We start from the raw sequence: 14,285 nt of genomic DNA on the forward strand, positions 1-14,285 counted from the left end.
GACGAAGTCAAAGAGCGGGCGAGAGTTTAGCCAATTCCGTCCGAGTAGGAAAATCATCGTCATTGACTGCTATTGGGGCGCTCTATCCGAGGGGAAATGAACGGTGGTATTCTATTCGTACCAAAATATCTTCTTATGAACGTGTCTTGCGCCTTGTTTGACGAAACGACGCAATGAGCGGCGCGTTCTACAGTTAGGCGATTTGCAATCCTGACAGCTTGTTCATGGGTCATTAGATCAGCTCTCGCCTGAACCTCAGGATTTCCAGCTACCAATAGAAGCTTCGTCGGACTCAATGGCATCGCAACTTGCCCATCCGGCGTTCGCAAAGGCACCAGCACGACCGGATGGTCGGATAGTAGAAGCCCATACTTGGCTCTCGAACAGTCCATAATTCTCCATGGCAAACTCGTGATGTACCGAGTCGTTCGATCTTGGCCAACAGCATCCACGAACATTCGGAACGCGCTCTCCTTGACTATGCCCGGGTTGAGCCCTTCAAGAAATTCATTAGCTGTCGCTGGCATTCCTGGTTTGCGCATTTCCGCATATCGTTCGGACACATCAGCATGCTTCCAAATCTCCTCTAGGGAACTGAGAACACCTTCCAACTGAAAAGGTGTCCGCAAAAGCAAGGCACGCATGAAAATGGCCCAGCGCTCCCGGACTGTATCATTACGGATTGCCTCTCGTTCGGATAACAGTGCCTCAAGAGCATCGGCAGCCCAGTCGTCAATCCTCTGAAAAAGGCCCCATTCGGCAGCTTGAGCCGACCATTCATCCATATCGGTGCGCGGATGCCGATAGAGGTCTTTCTTGTATCCGGTCGCCGCCGGAAATACGCGATGGCGCACAACGGCGTCACCAAACTTCTGGTATCGTTCTATACACCCATCATTTCCTACCCACCTCCGTTGAAAAAACTCAGGTAAGTAATGATGGCGGACAGGAGCCTTTTGAACTCCTGGCACCTAAATTGCCGACTTTTTCTTATCCGTCCCATCGGCAATCTGTGCGGCGTCCTCGGCGGTGTAGCGCGGGGCGGCTTCGACGAGCGGGACGTCGGGGATCTCGGCCTTCCCGATCTCGATTCCCTTGTCGGCCATACGGCGTCCTGACGAGAGCACGTTGCGTTCGAAGCTGCCGACGAACTTGTTGTAATTGTTGACCGCGCTTTCGAGCCCGCCGCCGACGCGTTTCAGATGCTCGGAGGCAGCGCGCAGGCGGTCGTAGAGTTCCGCACCCATCGCGCCGATCGCGCGCGCTTCGTCGGCCATCTTGTCCTGCCGCCAGACTTGCGCGACCGTGCGCGCGATTGCGACCAGGTTCGTAGGAGTCGCCAGCAAGACCTTGTTGCGGAACGCAAAATCCCACAGCTCGGGATCATGTTCGAGCGCGGCGGCGACGAAATGCTCACCGGGCACGAACATCACCACGTAATCGGGCGAATCCTCGAACTGGCTCTGATAGCTTTTCGAACCCAGCGTCTGCACATGGTTGCGCATCGACTTGGCGTGAAGGTCGAGATGGCGCACCCGCTCCTCGTCGCCCTCGGCCTCGAACGCGGCCTGATAGGCATTCAGAGAGACCTTGGCGTCGATCACCAGCTTCTTCTGGCCGGGCACATGCACGATCGCATCGGGCCGCAGCCGCCCCTCATCGGACTCCAGCGAATGTTCGAGATCGAAATCGGTGTGTTCGGACAGGCCGCACTGCTCGAGCACGTTCTGCAGCGCGCGCTCGCCCCAGCGCCCGCGCGCCTTGGGTGCGTTGGTAAGCGAATTGCCGAGCCGCTGCGCCTCGCGGCGGACATCTTCCTGCCCTTTCCGCATTTCCTCGATCTGCGTGCGCAGGCCGCTGAAGGCATCGGCGCGCTGTTTTTCGAGGCTGCCGACCTGATCCTCATAGGCCTTGAGCCGCTCGCTAACGGGCTTGAGGAGAGAGGCGACCGCTTCCTTGTTGGCCTTTTCGGCGGTGCCGAATTTCTCGTCCGCGCGCTTGAGGAATTCCTCCTGCGCCTTCGACAGCACTTCGCCGCTGGTCGCCTTGAACTGGTCGACCAGTGCCTCGCGCGCCTCGCGCATCTGCTCCAGCTGCTTGTCAAAATTTCCGGCATTGGCCTCGAGCGTGGCGATCTTTATTTGCGCCTCGCCCAGTTCCTTGGTGGCGCGCTTGAACTCATCCTCGCGCGCAGTGCCCTCCGCTTCGCGTTCGGCCAGCTTGGCCTTCAAATCCGCTGCGGGTTTTCCGCCGAAATGGAGCCCCAGCGCGATGCCGATGCCAAGGCCGAGTAAGAGGGCGATAATGGTGAGAAAAGTCGGGTCCATGCGCCGATGTTACGCGGAACGGAAGCGGAACGCCAGCGCGCCCGTGGCACCATCAACAATCGCCGGCGCCCCGGACTTGATTCCGGGGTCGGTCACCATTGGCTGTACGGAGGAAGAAGAAGCACTATCCCGGATCATGTCCGGGATGACGATGACGGAAGAGCCCTCCTGCCCTACTCTAAATCCGCGCGCTTTCGCGAATCGAGCCAGTTCATCAGGAGATGGAACAACACGCCGAAGACCACGAAATAGATCGCGAATCCAAGGACGTACGACCCGCGAACCGGATCGTCATCCATCATCCGCCAGCCGGTCATGATCGTGGCATAGACGAGTGCCGCGACGAGGGACCGGCGCCAGCTCATGCGGCTTGCAGTTTGCGCAGTTTCTTCAGCGCCATGTTGCGCTTGAGACGGCTCAAATGGTCGATGAACAGCACGCCTTCGAGGTGATCCATCTCGTGCTGGATGCAGGTCGCCATCAGGCCGGTCATGTCTTCCTCGTGTACCTTGCCGTCGAGATCCTGGTAGCGGACGCGGCAGGTCGCGGGGCGATCGACATCGGCGTAGATCTCGGGGACCGAGAGGCAGCCTTCCTGGTACGTCGCCAGTTCGTCGGCCGGATCGAGGATTTCGGGATTGATGAAGGTGCGCGGATTGCGGACCACCGGGCGGTGATCGTGATCGCAGGCCTCGACGTCGCAATCTTCGGGCTGCTCGTTTTCGTCCGGCTCCTGCAGGTCGATCACCAGCACGCGCTTGGGCACGCCCACCTGGATCGCGGCAAGGCCGATGCCGGGCGCGGCGTACATCGTCTCGAACATGTCATCGACGAGCGTGCGCAGATCGTCGTCGAACTCGTCCTTTTCGACGGGAACGGAGACGGTCTTCAGCCGGGGGTCCGGCACTTCAAGGATTTCGCGAATAGCCATGCTGCAAATATAGGCGCGCGCGCGTTTTTATTCAACGCGGCGTTTGCGCACGTGCAGCAGCCTGGCGGCCGAGTTCCTCCCACACGAGCGGGAAGCTGTCGAACCCGTCCGAGCCCAGGAAGTGCCCGCCATCGGCAAGCACGATGCATTCGGCATCGAGCGAGGCGGCCAGATCGCGCGAGAGATCGGCCGATACGATCTCGTCGTTCTGGGCCGCGATAACCGTCCGCTGCGGCGCGACGGCGCGGACCGTCGCAGGATCGTAATCGCGTTCGGCCATGAACGCATCGAGTTCGGGGATGTTGGGCAGCTTCTGCTCGAATCCGGAGATCGCGATCAGCCCGCCGATCCGGGCATCGGGGTGGCGGGCGAGGAAACGCAGGGTCGCGATGCAACCAAGGCTGTGCGCGACGAAAAAGGTATTGGCGTCCAGCGTCGTCGCTTCGCGCTCCAGCGTTTCCAGCCAGGCCTGCGCGTCGGGCGCGGTCGAATCGGGCAAGGGGAAAATCCGGGTCGTGCCGCCCTCACCCTCGACCTTGGCCTTGAGCCATTCGAACCAGTGATCGGTGGGCGAGGCCATGTAGCCGTGGACGATGTAGACGGTCTTTGCGCTCATGGACGTATCCTCGCGTTCGTATACCGGTCAGTTGTGGATCGGACGGCGCGCGCGCAAGGCCTGCGCCAGCGTGCCTTCGTCGAGATAGTCGAGTTCGCCGCCCACCGGCAGGCCGTGGGCGAGCTGCGTGACCTTGACCGGAAACGCTTCCAGCCGTTCGGACAGATAATGCGCGGTGGTCTGCCCTTCGAGCGTCGCGTTCATGGCGAGAACCACCTCATCGATACCGCCCGCCTCGACCCGGGCGAGCAGTTCGCCGACGGTCAGATCCTCGGGCCGCACGCCGTCGAGCGCGGAGAGCTTGCCGCCAAGCACGTGATAGGTGCCCTGGAAGAGCCGCGCACGGTCGAGCGCCCACAGATCGGACACGTCCTCGACCACGCAGATCGCTTTTGCATCGCGGCGCGGATCGGCGCAGATTCCGCAGGGGTTGCGGGTGTCGACATTGAAGCAGATCTCGCATTCGACCAGCGTGTCCTGCACCGCGGCCAGTGCCTCGACCATCTGCGGCAGCGCCCGCTCGCGGTTCTTGACCAGCCACAGCACCGCCCGCCGCGCGGAGCGCGGGCCAAGGCCGGGAAGCCGTGCGAGGGCGGATGCCAGCGCTTCGATCTCTTGCGATGCCATGGGGGCACAGATAGGGCGCTGACACGCAATGCGAAAGGACGCCGATAAAGCTATGCGCATCGTCTTCATGGGAACGCCCGATTTCGCGGTGCCGACTTTGGCCGGACTGCACGAGGCCGGGCACACGATCCCGGCGGTCTATACCCAGCCGCCGAGGAAAGCCGGCCGGGGCAAGAAACTGCAGGAAACCCCGGTCCACAAGGAAGCCGGGATCCGCCATATCGAGGTGCGGCATCCCGCATCCTTGCGCGATGTCGTCGAACAGGCGCGGCTGGCGGAGCTGGAACCGGACCTGCTGGTGGTCGCCGCCTATGGCCTGATCCTGCCGCAGGCGGTGCTCGACATCCCCGTCAAGGGCGCGCTCAACGTCCATGCCTCGCTGCTGCCCAAATGGCGCGGCGCGGCGCCGATCCAGCGCGCGATCCTGGCCGGCGACAGCGTGACCGGGATCACCATCATGCAGATGGAAGCCGGGCTCGATACCGGCCCGATGCTCGCCACCGCGCGCGCGCCGATCGAGGACAAGACCGCCGGAGAGCTGACCGACGAACTCGCCGAAATCGGCGCGCAACTGATGGTCGGCACCTTGCGCGATCTCGAACTGCACCAGGCGATCGCGCAGGACGAGAAGGAAGCGACCTACGCCAGGAAGATCGACAAGAGCGAGGCGCGGCTCGACTGGGACGAGGGCGCGGTGGCTCTCGAACGCAAGGTGCGCGCCTTCGCCCCCTTCCCCGGCGCCTGGTTCGAATACGAGGGTGAGCGTTTCAAGGTGCTCGCCGCCGAAGTCCACGCGCATGAAGGGGTGCCGGGCAAGGTGCTCGACGACCAGCTGACGATCGCCTGCGGATATGGCGCGCTGCGCCCCACCCGCATCCAGCGCGCGGGCAAGCCGGCAATGGACACCGGCGATCTGCTGCGCGGCTATGCGATCCCCGAAGGGGCCCGGCTCGGCTGACCCCATCGCCATGACCCGCTTCGCCTTCACCATCGAATTCGACGGCGGCCCGTTCTACGGCCTTCAGCGCCAGAAGGACGGGCCGAGCGTGCAGCAATCGCTCGAAGAAGCGATCCACGGTGTGACAGGCGAAGACGTGCGCGCCCATGCCGCCGGGCGCACCGATGCGGGGGTCCACGCGCTCGCCATGCGGATGCACGCCGATATCGCGAAGGACATCGCCCCGTTCCGGCTGATGGGCGCGATCAACGCGCATCTGCGGCCCGATCCGGTGGCGGTGACCCATTGCGAGGTCGTGCCCGACGATTGGCACGCGCGCTTCTCCTGCATCGGGCGGTCGTATCTCTACCGCATCCTCAATCGCCGCGCGGGGCCGACTCTCGACAGGGGCCGCGTCTGGCATCTTGCACCAGACCTCGATGCCGGGGCCATGCATGCAGCGGCGCAAGTACTCGTCGGGCGGCACGATTTCACCACTTTCCGCTCGGTCCATTGCCAGTCGGACAGTCCGGTCAAGACGCTCGACCGGCTCGATGTGACGCGAAACGGCGAGGAAGTGCATATCCGCGCCGAAGCGCGCAGCTTCCTCCACCACCAGGTCCGCTCGATGGTGGGGTGTCTTTCGCTGGTCGGGAGAGGCCAGTGGGACACGGAAAAACTCGGTTCGGCGCTCGCCGCGCGCGACCGACAGCAGCTCGGCCTTAACGCGCCGCCCGAGGGTCTCTATTTCGTGCGGGCAACATATCCAGGAGAACAAGAATGACGACCACCGGCAAGCAGCTTTTCACCACGCTCGAAAGCGACGGCACCCTTACCCTCGAAATCGCCGAAAGCACCTTCCCCGATCCGACCGGCAACCAGGTGCTGGTGAAGATGGAAGCCGCGCCGATCAATCCGTCCGACCTCGCGATCCTGACCGGGGCGGCCGATTTCGAGAATGCCGACTATTCGCCGGGCAAGGTCGTCGCCAAGATGCCCGAGCCGTTCAATTCGGGCTCCAAGGCGCGCCATGGCCAGCGGCTTCCCGCCGGCAACGAAGGCGCGGGCACCGTGGTGGCGACCGGCGATGCCGAGATGGCCAAGGCGCTGATGGGCCAGCGCGTCTCCTGCGTTCCGGGCACCGCGTTCAGCGAATATGCGATCGCCGACGCCACCATGTGCCTGCCGCTGGGCGATCACAGTGCCGAGGATGGCGCGTCGAGCTTCGTCAATCCGATGACCGCGCTGGGCTTCGTCGAGAACGCCAAGATGGACGGCCAGAACGCGATCCTCCACACGGTCGGCGCGTCGAACCTCGGCCAGATGCTCAACCGGATCTGCCAGGAAGACGGGATGGATCTCGTCAATATCGTGCGCAAACCCGATCAGGCCGAGCTGCTCAAGTCGCAGGGCGCGAAGCACGTCGTCAATTCGTCCGACGGCGATTTCATGGACCAGCTCAAGAGCGCGATCGACGCCACCGGGGCATTCTACGGCTTCGATCCGATCGGCGGCGGCAAGATGGTCGATTCCTGCTTCAAGGCGATGGAGCAGGTCGCGGTGAAGCAGATGACCGAATATTCGCGTTATGGCTCGAACCAGCCGAAGCGCATGTTCATTTACGGCCGCCTCGATGTTGCGCCGACCACGCTCACCCCGTCCTATGGCTTCGGCTGGACGCTGTCGGGCTGGCTGCTGTTCCCGTTCCTCCAGAGCGCGGGCCGCGAAACGATGGCCCGCATGCGCAAGCGCGTGCTCGACAACCTGACCACGACCTTCGCCAGCAGCTACAAGGAAAAGGTCGATCTGGAAGGAATGCTTACCAAGGAAGCGATCCTCGACTACCGCCGGATGGCAACGGGCGAGAAATATCTCGTTACACCGTAAGCGGAAAGCTGCGTTCCGGAGGTGATGTGATGGCTGATTGGTACAAGATCCCGACTTCGTCGCGCATGACGGCAGACGAATACAGGGCGAATATCAACGGCCTGAACATCTTCTTCGGAGCGGTGCTCGGTTTCGTACTTGCGGACGCGCAAGCCGCCACCATGGCGCAGTTCGTCTGCCTGCTGTTGGTGGCGAGCAGCCTGGTGGTGATGATCTTCTACATCGCGCAAAGCCCGTACAAGCTGTTCTACACCGTGGTAACCGGCACCGCGATCGCAGTGCTTCCTCTCATTATCGAGACGTTCGAAGGTCCGCCGGTGCCAAAGCTCCAGGCCACGCTTGCCGTGTGGGCGGCGATGATCCTGATGCTGCAACTGGTGCCGCATGACAAAGCGCCCGCAGCCGCAGACGAATAGACTTCGCTACCGATCGAAGCCGAATTCTTCGCCGACGACTTATTGCCCCTCAGGCTGCGGCTCTTCCTCGCGTCGCCTGGGGCGCGGTTCTACGCGAACCCCATCTTCATCGATCCGCAGATCGAGCGGGATGTCATTGTCGCCTTCGATCACCACCTCGCCCTCGCGGATGCGCATCCGCGCGCCGTTTTCGCCCAGCGGGATGTCTTCGAGATCGGGCACGTCGAGCGGCTCGACCGGGCCGCCCGGATCCTCGGCCGGAGCCGGGCTGGGCGACGGCAGCGCCGCCTTGTTGCCGAGAGCGGCGGTCATGAAATCTCGCCAGATGCGCGCGGGCACCGTTCCGCCCGAGACATTGCCGAGCGGCGAATTGTCGTCGTTGCCGACCCACACGCCGACCACCAGATCGCCCGCGAAGCCGACGAACAGCGCATCGCGATTGTCCTGCGTCGTGCCGGTCTTGCCGAAATTGGGCACGCGCAGCATGGCCGCGCGCCCGGTGCCCTTGTTCACCGCGGCGCGCAGCAGGTCCTTCATGTCGTCCTGCACCCGTCCCGACAGGCTGCCGGAGCCGGTGATCTCCTCGAACCAGCCTTTTTCCTGCGCGGGGAACGCGCTCGGCTCGACCGGGTATTCGCCCGCCGCGACGGCGGCATAGGCGGCGGTCAATTCCATCAGCGTCATGGTCGAGGTGCCCAGCGCGAGGCTGGGATCGCCCGGCGTCATCGGAGAGGTCACGCCAAGCTCTCGCGCCGTCCGGATCACCGCATCGTCACCCACCTTGGCCCATAGCCGGACCGCGGCGACGTTCGACGATCTGGCGAACGCATCCTCCAGCGTGATCGTATCCGAATAGCGCCCGCCCGAATTCTGCGGCCGGTACGAGCCTTCCTCGATCGGGCGGTTGTCGATCGTATCGGAGGGCCGCATCCCCGCTTCGAGTGCGGCGAGATAGACGAACAGCTTGAAGGTCGATCCGGGCTGGCGGCGGGCCTGTGTCGCGCGGTTGAACGCGCTCTTGCTGTAATCCTTGCCGCCGATCATCGCGACGACTTCGCCGTTGGTGCGCATCGCCACCAGTGCGACCTGCGCATCGCCCAGCGGCGCCCGTTCGACCGCGCGCCGGGCAGCATTCTGCAGCCGCGAATCGAGCGTGGTGGTGATCGTCGCGCGATTGTAGCCGGTCTCGGACAATTCGCGCGCTTCGGGCAGCGCCCAGTCGGCGAAATAGGTGCCGGTGGGCAGGTCGCGCTTGGTCCGCACGTCGAGCGCCGGGGTCTTCATCGCCTGGGCCTGCGCCTCGGTGAGATATCCCGCCTCGACCATCGCACCCAGCACCAGCCGATAGCGCTTTTCGGCGAGATCCGGGTTCTTGGTCGGCGCAAGCCGCGAGGGCGCCTTGAGCAACCCTGCCAGCATCGCCGCCTGTTCGGGCTTCAAATTCTCCGGCTTGCGGTAGAAATAATGCAGCGAGGCCGCGCGCAGGCCATACTGGTTGTCGCCGAAATAGGCATTGGAGAGATAGCGTTCGAGGATCTCGTCCTTGGTCAGCCATGCCTCGAGCCAGAACGCGATCAACGCTTCGCGCGCCTTGCGGGTGAGCGTCTGTTCGGGGGTGAGGAAGGTGAACTTGGCGAGCTGCTGGGTGATCGTACTGCCGCCGCCATGCCCGGTCCAGGCGGCGCGCGCGATGCCGCGCGGATCGACGCCCCAGTGATTGTAGAACCGCCGGTCCTCGATCGCCAGGAAGGGCTGGATCACGTGCTCGGGCAAATCCGCCACCGCCACCGGCTCGGCCACGTTCGCCCCGTTGCGGGCGATCGGCGTGCCATCGCTGGCAAGCAGCGTGATCTGCGGTGCGGCGATCGGCTTGAGCGATTTGGACAGCGGTGCGGTGATCGCGAGGAATGCCACCAGCACCACGAACAGGATCAGGAAGGCCTGGAGCCCACGCTTGATCCACCACCAGTATGAGCGCCCCTGCCACCAGCGCAGCGGCCCTTCGGCGATCTCTCCGGCAACCCCGCCGGGACCGCCCAGCTCGCCTTCGAGCTCGGCCAGGCGGCGATCGTAATCGGACAGGCGCTCGTCGAATTCGGCCCGCTCACGCCGCGCCGTGCGGCCGAAAGGCCACAAGCGTTTCCAACCCGTATCGCGATAGGTCGAACCGTCCATCACGGCTGTATTAACAGCTTAAGACAGCTTTCGCCAAGCTTAACCTTTGCCGACGACGCTTTCGGGCAGGTCCTCGCCGAACACGCGCTGGTAGTATTCGGCCACCAGCATGCGCTCGGTCTCGTCGCATTTGTTGAGGAAGGAGAGCCGGAAGGCAAAGCCCAGATCCTTGAAGATCGCGGCGTTCTGCGCCCAGGTGATGACCGTACGCGGGCTCATCACGGTGGAGATGTCGCCGTTCATGAAGCCCTGGCGCGTGAGGTCGGCGACCTTGACCATGTCGGCGATCGTCTTTGCGTCCATGTCGGGCGCCTTGGCCGAAACGATCTCGCTTTCGGTTTCCTGCGGCAGGTAGTTGAGGCCGACGACGATGTTCCAGCGGTCCATCTGGCCCTGGTTGATCGCCTGCGTGCCATGATACAGCCCGCTGGTGTCGCCGAGGCCGACCGTGTTGGCGGTGGCGAACAGGCGGAAGCCCGGATCGGGGCGGATCACGCGGTTCTGGTCGAGCAGGGTCAGCTTGCCCTGCTGTTCGAGCACGCGCTGGATCACGAACATCACGTCGGGACGACCGGCGTCGTATTCGTCGAATACCAGCGCGACCGGGTGCTGCAGCGCCCAGGGCAGCAGGCCTTCGCGGAATTCGGTGACCTGCAAGCCGTCGCGCAGCACGATCGCATCGCGGCCGATAAGATCGATCCGGCTGATATGCGCGTCGAGGTTGATCCGCACGGTCGGCCAATTCAGCCGCGCGGCGACCTGTTCGATATGGGTCGACTTGCCGGTGCCGTGATAGCCCTGCACCATCACCCGGCGATCGTGCGCGAAGCCCGCCAGCACCGCCATGGTGGTGTCGGGATCGAACACGTAATCCTCGTCGAGATCGGGCACGCGCTGATCGGCCTTGGAAAAGGCGGGCACTTGCCAGTCGAGGTCGATCCCGAAGGTCTCGCGCACATCGACGGTTGTGTCGGGCGCGGCGAGGACGGTGGATTCCATGGATGTCGGCTTGTCGGAGGCGTCGGTCATGGCAGGCGAGTTAGGGAAGCGAGGCCATCGGGGCAAGCGCTAGTGCGCTGCACGATGCGATGAAGTATAGGCAGGCGCATGGCGCGCCCTTCCCCTCTCGACCGCGTATCCGACGCCGTGCGCAACCGGCTGGTGTCGCAGGTGCGCGCGACCTTCAACGACAGCGCCAGCGGCCAGCAGCCGGTCCCGCCCTCGGACGATGCGCTGTTCGAGCGCGATTCGCCGATCCGGATGGTCCATGCCGATGTGGTGGGCATGATGGTCGGCGGGGTGCGCGGGCTGCTGCTGCAGATGCTCCACCCGCATGCGCTCCAGGGCGTGCTGGATTTCTCCAATTTCCGTTCCGACATGCATGGCCGCCTGCGCCGCACCGCCCGCTTTATCGCGGTGACCACATTCGGCCATCGCGACGCCGCGGAGGAAGCGGTCGCGCGGGTCAACCGGATCCACGAGCAAGTGAGCGGCACGCTGCCCGACGGTACGCCCTATTCCGCCCGCGATCCGCGCACGCTCGCCTGGGTCCACCTGGCCGAAGCGCTGAGCTTCCTCGATGCGTATCTGGCGTATGTCCGCCCCGACATGCCGCGCGCCGAACAGGACGAGTATTTCTGCCAATTTGCGGTGATTGCGCGGATGCTCGGGGCCGATCCGGTGCCCGTTACCCGGCATGAAGCGGAGACGCTGCTGCGAGAGTTCCAGCGCGATCTGAAAGGATCGGCCGAGGCACGCGAGATCGCGCGGCTGGTCCTCGACGCCAAGCCCGAAGCCGCCCCCGCCGCCGTCCAGCGCGCCATCAGCACTGCCGCCGCCGAGCGCCTTCCGCCCTTCGCCCGCGCGATGCTGGGCGTCGAGCGTCCGGGTCTTTCAGCCCTCCCCGCCCGGCTGGCAACGCGCACGATGGGCCGGACGCTGCGCTGGGCATTTCGGCAAAATTGAATGCCCGACGCCATTCTCATGGATATGCAGTCGGGCAAGAGGAAAACAGCAATGGCAAAATACACCTTTTTCACCAATCCGCTGAGCCGGGCCTGGATCGCCTGGTGGGCTCTGCACGAAGTAGACGCCGACTATCGGCCTGTGATAGTGAACTGGTCGAACAAGCCTGACGAACTGGCGCGGGCGAACCCGATGGGAAAGGTACCGACGCTGGTGCATCACCACGAGGGCGACCATATCCATGTCGTCACCGAAACGGCTGCCATCTGTCATTATCTGGCCGAGGCCGAAGCCAGCGAACTGGCGCCGCGCGACGAGGAACGGGCAGATTATTTCCGGTGGCTTTTCTTCGCCGCGGGTCCGGTCGAGCAAGCCACCACGGCCAAGACCATGGGCTTCATGCCGACCCCCGAACAGGAAGTCATGACCGGGTTTGGGTCGCTGGAGCGGACGGTCGATACCCTCGAAAGCTGGTTCTCACAGAACGCGTATGTCTGCGGCGACAGGTTTACGATGGCGGACGTCTATGTCGGAGCGCAAGTGGACTGGGGCCTGCGTTCCGGGACGATGCCGAAACGCGATGCGCTCGCGCGTTATGCAGACGCGGTGCGATCGCGTGACGCCTATCGACACACCGAGGCGGTCTGCGCCGAATTCCTGCCCGAACAAAGCGATGATGCCTGACGCCCCATAGAAAAGCGCAGGCCACGGCCGGATCGCCCAGCTGCGCTAAGTGATAGCGGTGCTTTTCCGCAGCAACTGATACGCCTCGACCACGCGGCGGAGGCGATCTTCGTGGCTACGGTCGCCACCATTGCGGTCGGGGTGATAGCGGCGCACGAGTTCGGAATAGCGCCGCCGCAAGCGACGGCGATCGGTGTCGAGGCCGAGCCCCATCGTCTCCAGCGCCCGCGCTTCCTTCGGAGCGAAACGGCCGTCCTTCGCCATCTCGGCCTCGCGGCGAACGCGGCTCTTGATACCGTGCGCGCGCGCGCCGATCGCGTCGAGCGGATCGTCGAAATCTGCCCAGCGCGGCAGACCATCGACTCCGGCGGTGGAAGAGAAGGCGCGGCTGCCGGTCGCCCATCCGGCACCCGGCGATTGCGCTTCGAGGATTTCCTCGGCGCTCATCCCCTCGAACCAGTCGTAGCCCGCATTGAATTCGCGGACATGCTCGAGGCAGAACCAGCGATAATCGCCGGGCCCGTCGAAGCTCGAGCTACGCCATCCGGGCGCGCGGAATTCGCCCGCCTCCCGGCAGGTCGGATGTTCGCACACCCGCCCGGTATCCTCGTATCGTCCATGGAACCTGTTCGCAGCCACGCCTGTTAATCTGGGAAGCGTCTCCCAAATGGGAACCCCCGACAAACGATAGAAATGACCAAGGATCGAACATGAGCGAGCCCGGACCGATCGAACGCGAACTGCACGACACGCTGGCGAGCGCCTTTGCGCCCCTGCGGCTCGAGGTGACCAATGACAGCGCGAAACATCACGGCCATGCCGGTGACGATGGCAGCGGGGAATCGCATTTCTCGGTCCTGATCGAGAGCGCGGCCTTTGCCGGCCAGTCGCGTCTGAAGCGTCAGCGGCTCGTTAACGAGATCCTCGGCGATTTGCCCGGGCAGCGTATTCACGCGCTGTCGGTCAAGGCGCTGGCGCCGGGAGAAGAGGCATGAGCTACGACCTGTGGTACTGGCCCTCGATCCAAGGGCGCGGCGAATTCGTGCGGCTCGCCCTGGAAGCGGCGGGCGTCGACTATCGCGACCGTGCCCGCACCGACGGCGTCGAAGCGCTGACCGAGGACATGGGGTCGCGCGGCGGCATCCGCCCCTACGCCCCGCCCTACGTGGTGGACGGCGATCTGGCGGTGGCACAGACCGCGCATATCCTCGCCTGGCTCGGCGAACGCCGCGGCTTTGCCGCCGATGACGAACGCGGCAATCTGGAACTGATCGAGCTCCAGCTGACCATCAGCGATGTCGTCGCCGAAGCGCACGATACCCACCATCCGCTGACCGTCTCAGAACCCTACGAGGACCAGAAAGACGCCGCCCCGCGCAAGGCCGAGGGGTTTCGCGAGCAGCGGATGCCCAAGTATTTCACGTATTTCGAGGACGCGCTCAGCGCCAAGGACGGCCCATTCGTTCGCGGCGACCGGTGGAGTCATGTCGATACATCGTTGTTCCAGCTGGTCGAGGGGCTTCGCTACGCCTTCCCCAAACGGATGGCGACGATCGAGGGCGACTACCCCAAACTGATCGCTTGCCACGATGCGGTCGCCGAACTGGACGCCATCGCCGCCTATCTCGCATCGGACCGCAGGATCGCGTTCAACGAGGACGGAATCTTCCGCCATTATCCCGAACTCGACGGGGCCTGATACCAGCGCTACACCCTCCCC

Annotated in this window: 17 protein-coding genes; 8 read left to right on the top strand and 9 right to left on the bottom strand. The window is 64.0% G+C overall.

The features are described from left to right. Nucleotides 1-59 precede the first annotated feature (59 nt). From GRI68_RS07110 to recR, 6 genes are all read right to left on the bottom strand, one after another. Entirely contained in the window at nt 60-971 is a 912-nt protein-coding gene (locus GRI68_RS07110; protein ID WP_160616605.1) for a DUF4238 domain-containing protein, read from the bottom strand. Beyond that, entirely contained in the window at nt 972-2,327 is a 1,356-nt protein-coding gene (locus GRI68_RS07115) for a DNA recombination protein RmuC (RefSeq protein WP_160616606.1), read from the bottom strand. It abuts the gene before it with no gap. A 173-nt stretch (nt 2,328-2,500) separates the two neighbouring features. Further along, nucleotides 2,501-2,692 carry a hypothetical protein gene (locus GRI68_RS07120; RefSeq protein WP_160616607.1) on the bottom strand — a complete coding sequence of 64 codons (192 nt, stop codon included), beginning with the start codon at nt 2,690-2,692 and terminating at the stop codon, nt 2,501-2,503. Next, nucleotides 2,689-3,258 carry a peptide deformylase gene (gene def / locus GRI68_RS07125; RefSeq protein WP_160616608.1) on the bottom strand — a complete coding sequence of 190 codons (570 nt, stop codon included), beginning with the start codon at nt 3,256-3,258 and terminating at the stop codon, nt 2,689-2,691. The genes GRI68_RS07120 and def overlap by 4 nt, the downstream gene beginning before the upstream one ends. A gap of 31 nt (nt 3,259-3,289) precedes the next feature. Beyond that, a complete protein-coding gene (locus tag GRI68_RS07130; protein ID WP_160616609.1) occupies nt 3,290-3,874 on the bottom strand; it encodes an RBBP9/YdeN family alpha/beta hydrolase in 585 nt (194 codons plus the stop codon). Between the two features lie 27 nt (nt 3,875-3,901). Further along, nucleotides 3,902-4,501 (bottom strand): recombination mediator RecR, encoded by a 600-nt coding sequence (gene recR, locus GRI68_RS07135; RefSeq protein ID WP_160616610.1) that lies wholly within the window; start codon nt 4,499-4,501, stop codon nt 3,902-3,904. Nucleotides 4,502-4,553: 52 nt separating this feature from the next. Here recR and fmt point away from each other — a divergent pair, with 52 nt between their 5' ends. The 4 genes from fmt to GRI68_RS07155 are packed head-to-tail and all read left to right on the top strand — an operon-like array spanning nt 4,554 to nt 7,741. After that, entirely contained in the window at nt 4,554-5,459 is a 906-nt protein-coding gene (gene fmt / locus GRI68_RS07140) for a methionyl-tRNA formyltransferase (protein WP_160616611.1), read from the top strand. Nucleotides 5,460-5,469: 10 nt separating this feature from the next. Beyond that, nucleotides 5,470-6,222, top strand: coding sequence for a tRNA pseudouridine(38-40) synthase TruA (truA, locus tag GRI68_RS07145; RefSeq protein ID WP_160616612.1), 753 nt, complete (start codon nt 5,470-5,472; stop codon nt 6,220-6,222). After that, nucleotides 6,219-7,325 (top strand): zinc-binding dehydrogenase, encoded by a 1,107-nt coding sequence (locus tag GRI68_RS07150; RefSeq protein ID WP_160616613.1) that lies wholly within the window; start codon nt 6,219-6,221, stop codon nt 7,323-7,325. The genes truA and GRI68_RS07150 overlap by 4 nt, the downstream gene beginning before the upstream one ends. A 29-nt stretch (nt 7,326-7,354) precedes the next feature. After that, complete coding sequence (locus tag GRI68_RS07155) at nt 7,355-7,741, top strand: hypothetical protein (protein WP_160616614.1); 387 nt, start codon at nt 7,355-7,357, stop codon at nt 7,739-7,741. Nucleotides 7,742-7,780: 39 nt separating this feature from the next. On the opposite strand, the gene GRI68_RS07160 is transcribed toward GRI68_RS07155, so the two are convergent. Continuing rightward, complete coding sequence (locus tag GRI68_RS07160; RefSeq protein WP_160616615.1) at nt 7,781-9,916, bottom strand: transglycosylase domain-containing protein; 2,136 nt, start codon at nt 9,914-9,916, stop codon at nt 7,781-7,783. 39 nt (nt 9,917-9,955) lie between these two features. Then, entirely contained in the window at nt 9,956-10,945 is a 990-nt protein-coding gene (gene cobS / locus GRI68_RS07165) for a cobaltochelatase subunit CobS (protein ID WP_160616616.1), read from the bottom strand. A 78-nt stretch (nt 10,946-11,023) separates the two neighbouring features. On the opposite strand from cobS, the gene GRI68_RS07170 reads away from it, so the two are divergent. Beyond that, nucleotides 11,024-11,881, top strand: coding sequence for an oxygenase MpaB family protein (locus GRI68_RS07170; RefSeq protein WP_160616617.1), 858 nt, complete (start codon nt 11,024-11,026; stop codon nt 11,879-11,881). Continuing rightward, entirely contained in the window at nt 11,882-12,565 is a 684-nt protein-coding gene (locus tag GRI68_RS07175) for a glutathione S-transferase family protein (RefSeq protein WP_325063774.1), read from the top strand. It begins immediately after the preceding gene. 45 nt (nt 12,566-12,610) lie between these two features. On the opposite strand, the gene GRI68_RS07180 is transcribed toward GRI68_RS07175, so the two are convergent. Beyond that, a complete protein-coding gene (locus tag GRI68_RS07180; RefSeq protein WP_160616618.1) occupies nt 12,611-13,204 on the bottom strand; it encodes a DnaJ domain-containing protein in 594 nt (197 codons plus the stop codon). 71 nt (nt 13,205-13,275) lie between these two features. Between GRI68_RS07180 and GRI68_RS07185 the strand changes: the two genes are divergently transcribed. Together GRI68_RS07185 and GRI68_RS07190 are read left to right on the top strand one after the other, a co-directional pair. Next, entirely contained in the window at nt 13,276-13,560 is a 285-nt protein-coding gene (locus GRI68_RS07185) for a BolA family protein (protein WP_160616619.1), read from the top strand. Further along, on the top strand, nt 13,557-14,264 hold the full coding sequence (locus GRI68_RS07190) for a glutathione S-transferase (protein WP_160616620.1): 708 nt from the start codon (nt 13,557-13,559) through the stop codon (nt 14,262-14,264). Before GRI68_RS07185 ends, GRI68_RS07190 begins: the two co-directional genes overlap by 4 nt. Nucleotides 14,265-14,285 lie beyond the last annotated feature (21 nt).

The sequence above is a fragment of the Alteriqipengyuania halimionae genome, assembly GCF_009827575.1.
In the GTDB taxonomy this organism is placed as follows: domain Bacteria; phylum Pseudomonadota; class Alphaproteobacteria; order Sphingomonadales; family Sphingomonadaceae; genus Alteriqipengyuania_A; species Alteriqipengyuania_A halimionae.

Excerpts from the sequence above, each read along its gene's own strand:
- GRI68_RS07130 (WP_160616609.1), bottom strand. The coding sequence starts at position 3,874 with ATGAGCGCAAAGACCGTCTACATCGTCCACGGCTACATGGCCTCGCCC.
- GRI68_RS07170 (WP_160616617.1), top strand. The coding sequence starts at position 11,024 with ATGGCGCGCCCTTCCCCTCTCGACCGCGTATCCGACGCCGTGCGCAAC.
- GRI68_RS07185 (WP_160616619.1), top strand. The coding sequence starts at position 13,276 with ATGAGCGAGCCCGGACCGATCGAACGCGAACTGCACGACACGCTGGCG.
- GRI68_RS07155 (WP_160616614.1), top strand. The coding sequence starts at position 7,355 with ATGGCTGATTGGTACAAGATCCCGACTTCGTCGCGCATGACGGCAGAC.
- GRI68_RS07190 (WP_160616620.1), top strand. The coding sequence starts at position 13,557 with ATGAGCTACGACCTGTGGTACTGGCCCTCGATCCAAGGGCGCGGCGAA.
- GRI68_RS07160 (WP_160616615.1), bottom strand. The coding sequence starts at position 9,916 with ATGGACGGTTCGACCTATCGCGATACGGGTTGGAAACGCTTGTGGCCT.
- truA (WP_160616612.1), top strand. The coding sequence starts at position 5,470 with ATGACCCGCTTCGCCTTCACCATCGAATTCGACGGCGGCCCGTTCTAC.
- GRI68_RS07115 (WP_160616606.1), bottom strand. The coding sequence starts at position 2,327 with ATGGACCCGACTTTTCTCACCATTATCGCCCTCTTACTCGGCCTTGGC.
- cobS (WP_160616616.1), bottom strand. The coding sequence starts at position 10,945 with ATGACCGACGCCTCCGACAAGCCGACATCCATGGAATCCACCGTCCTC.
- fmt (WP_160616611.1), top strand. The coding sequence starts at position 4,554 with ATGCGCATCGTCTTCATGGGAACGCCCGATTTCGCGGTGCCGACTTTG.
- GRI68_RS07175 (WP_325063774.1), top strand. The coding sequence starts at position 11,882 with ATGCCCGACGCCATTCTCATGGATATGCAGTCGGGCAAGAGGAAAACA.
- recR (WP_160616610.1), bottom strand. The coding sequence starts at position 4,501 with ATGGCATCGCAAGAGATCGAAGCGCTGGCATCCGCCCTCGCACGGCTT.
- def (WP_160616608.1), bottom strand. The coding sequence starts at position 3,258 with ATGGCTATTCGCGAAATCCTTGAAGTGCCGGACCCCCGGCTGAAGACC.
- GRI68_RS07150 (WP_160616613.1), top strand. The coding sequence starts at position 6,219 with ATGACGACCACCGGCAAGCAGCTTTTCACCACGCTCGAAAGCGACGGC.
- GRI68_RS07120 (WP_160616607.1), bottom strand. The coding sequence starts at position 2,692 with ATGAGCTGGCGCCGGTCCCTCGTCGCGGCACTCGTCTATGCCACGATC.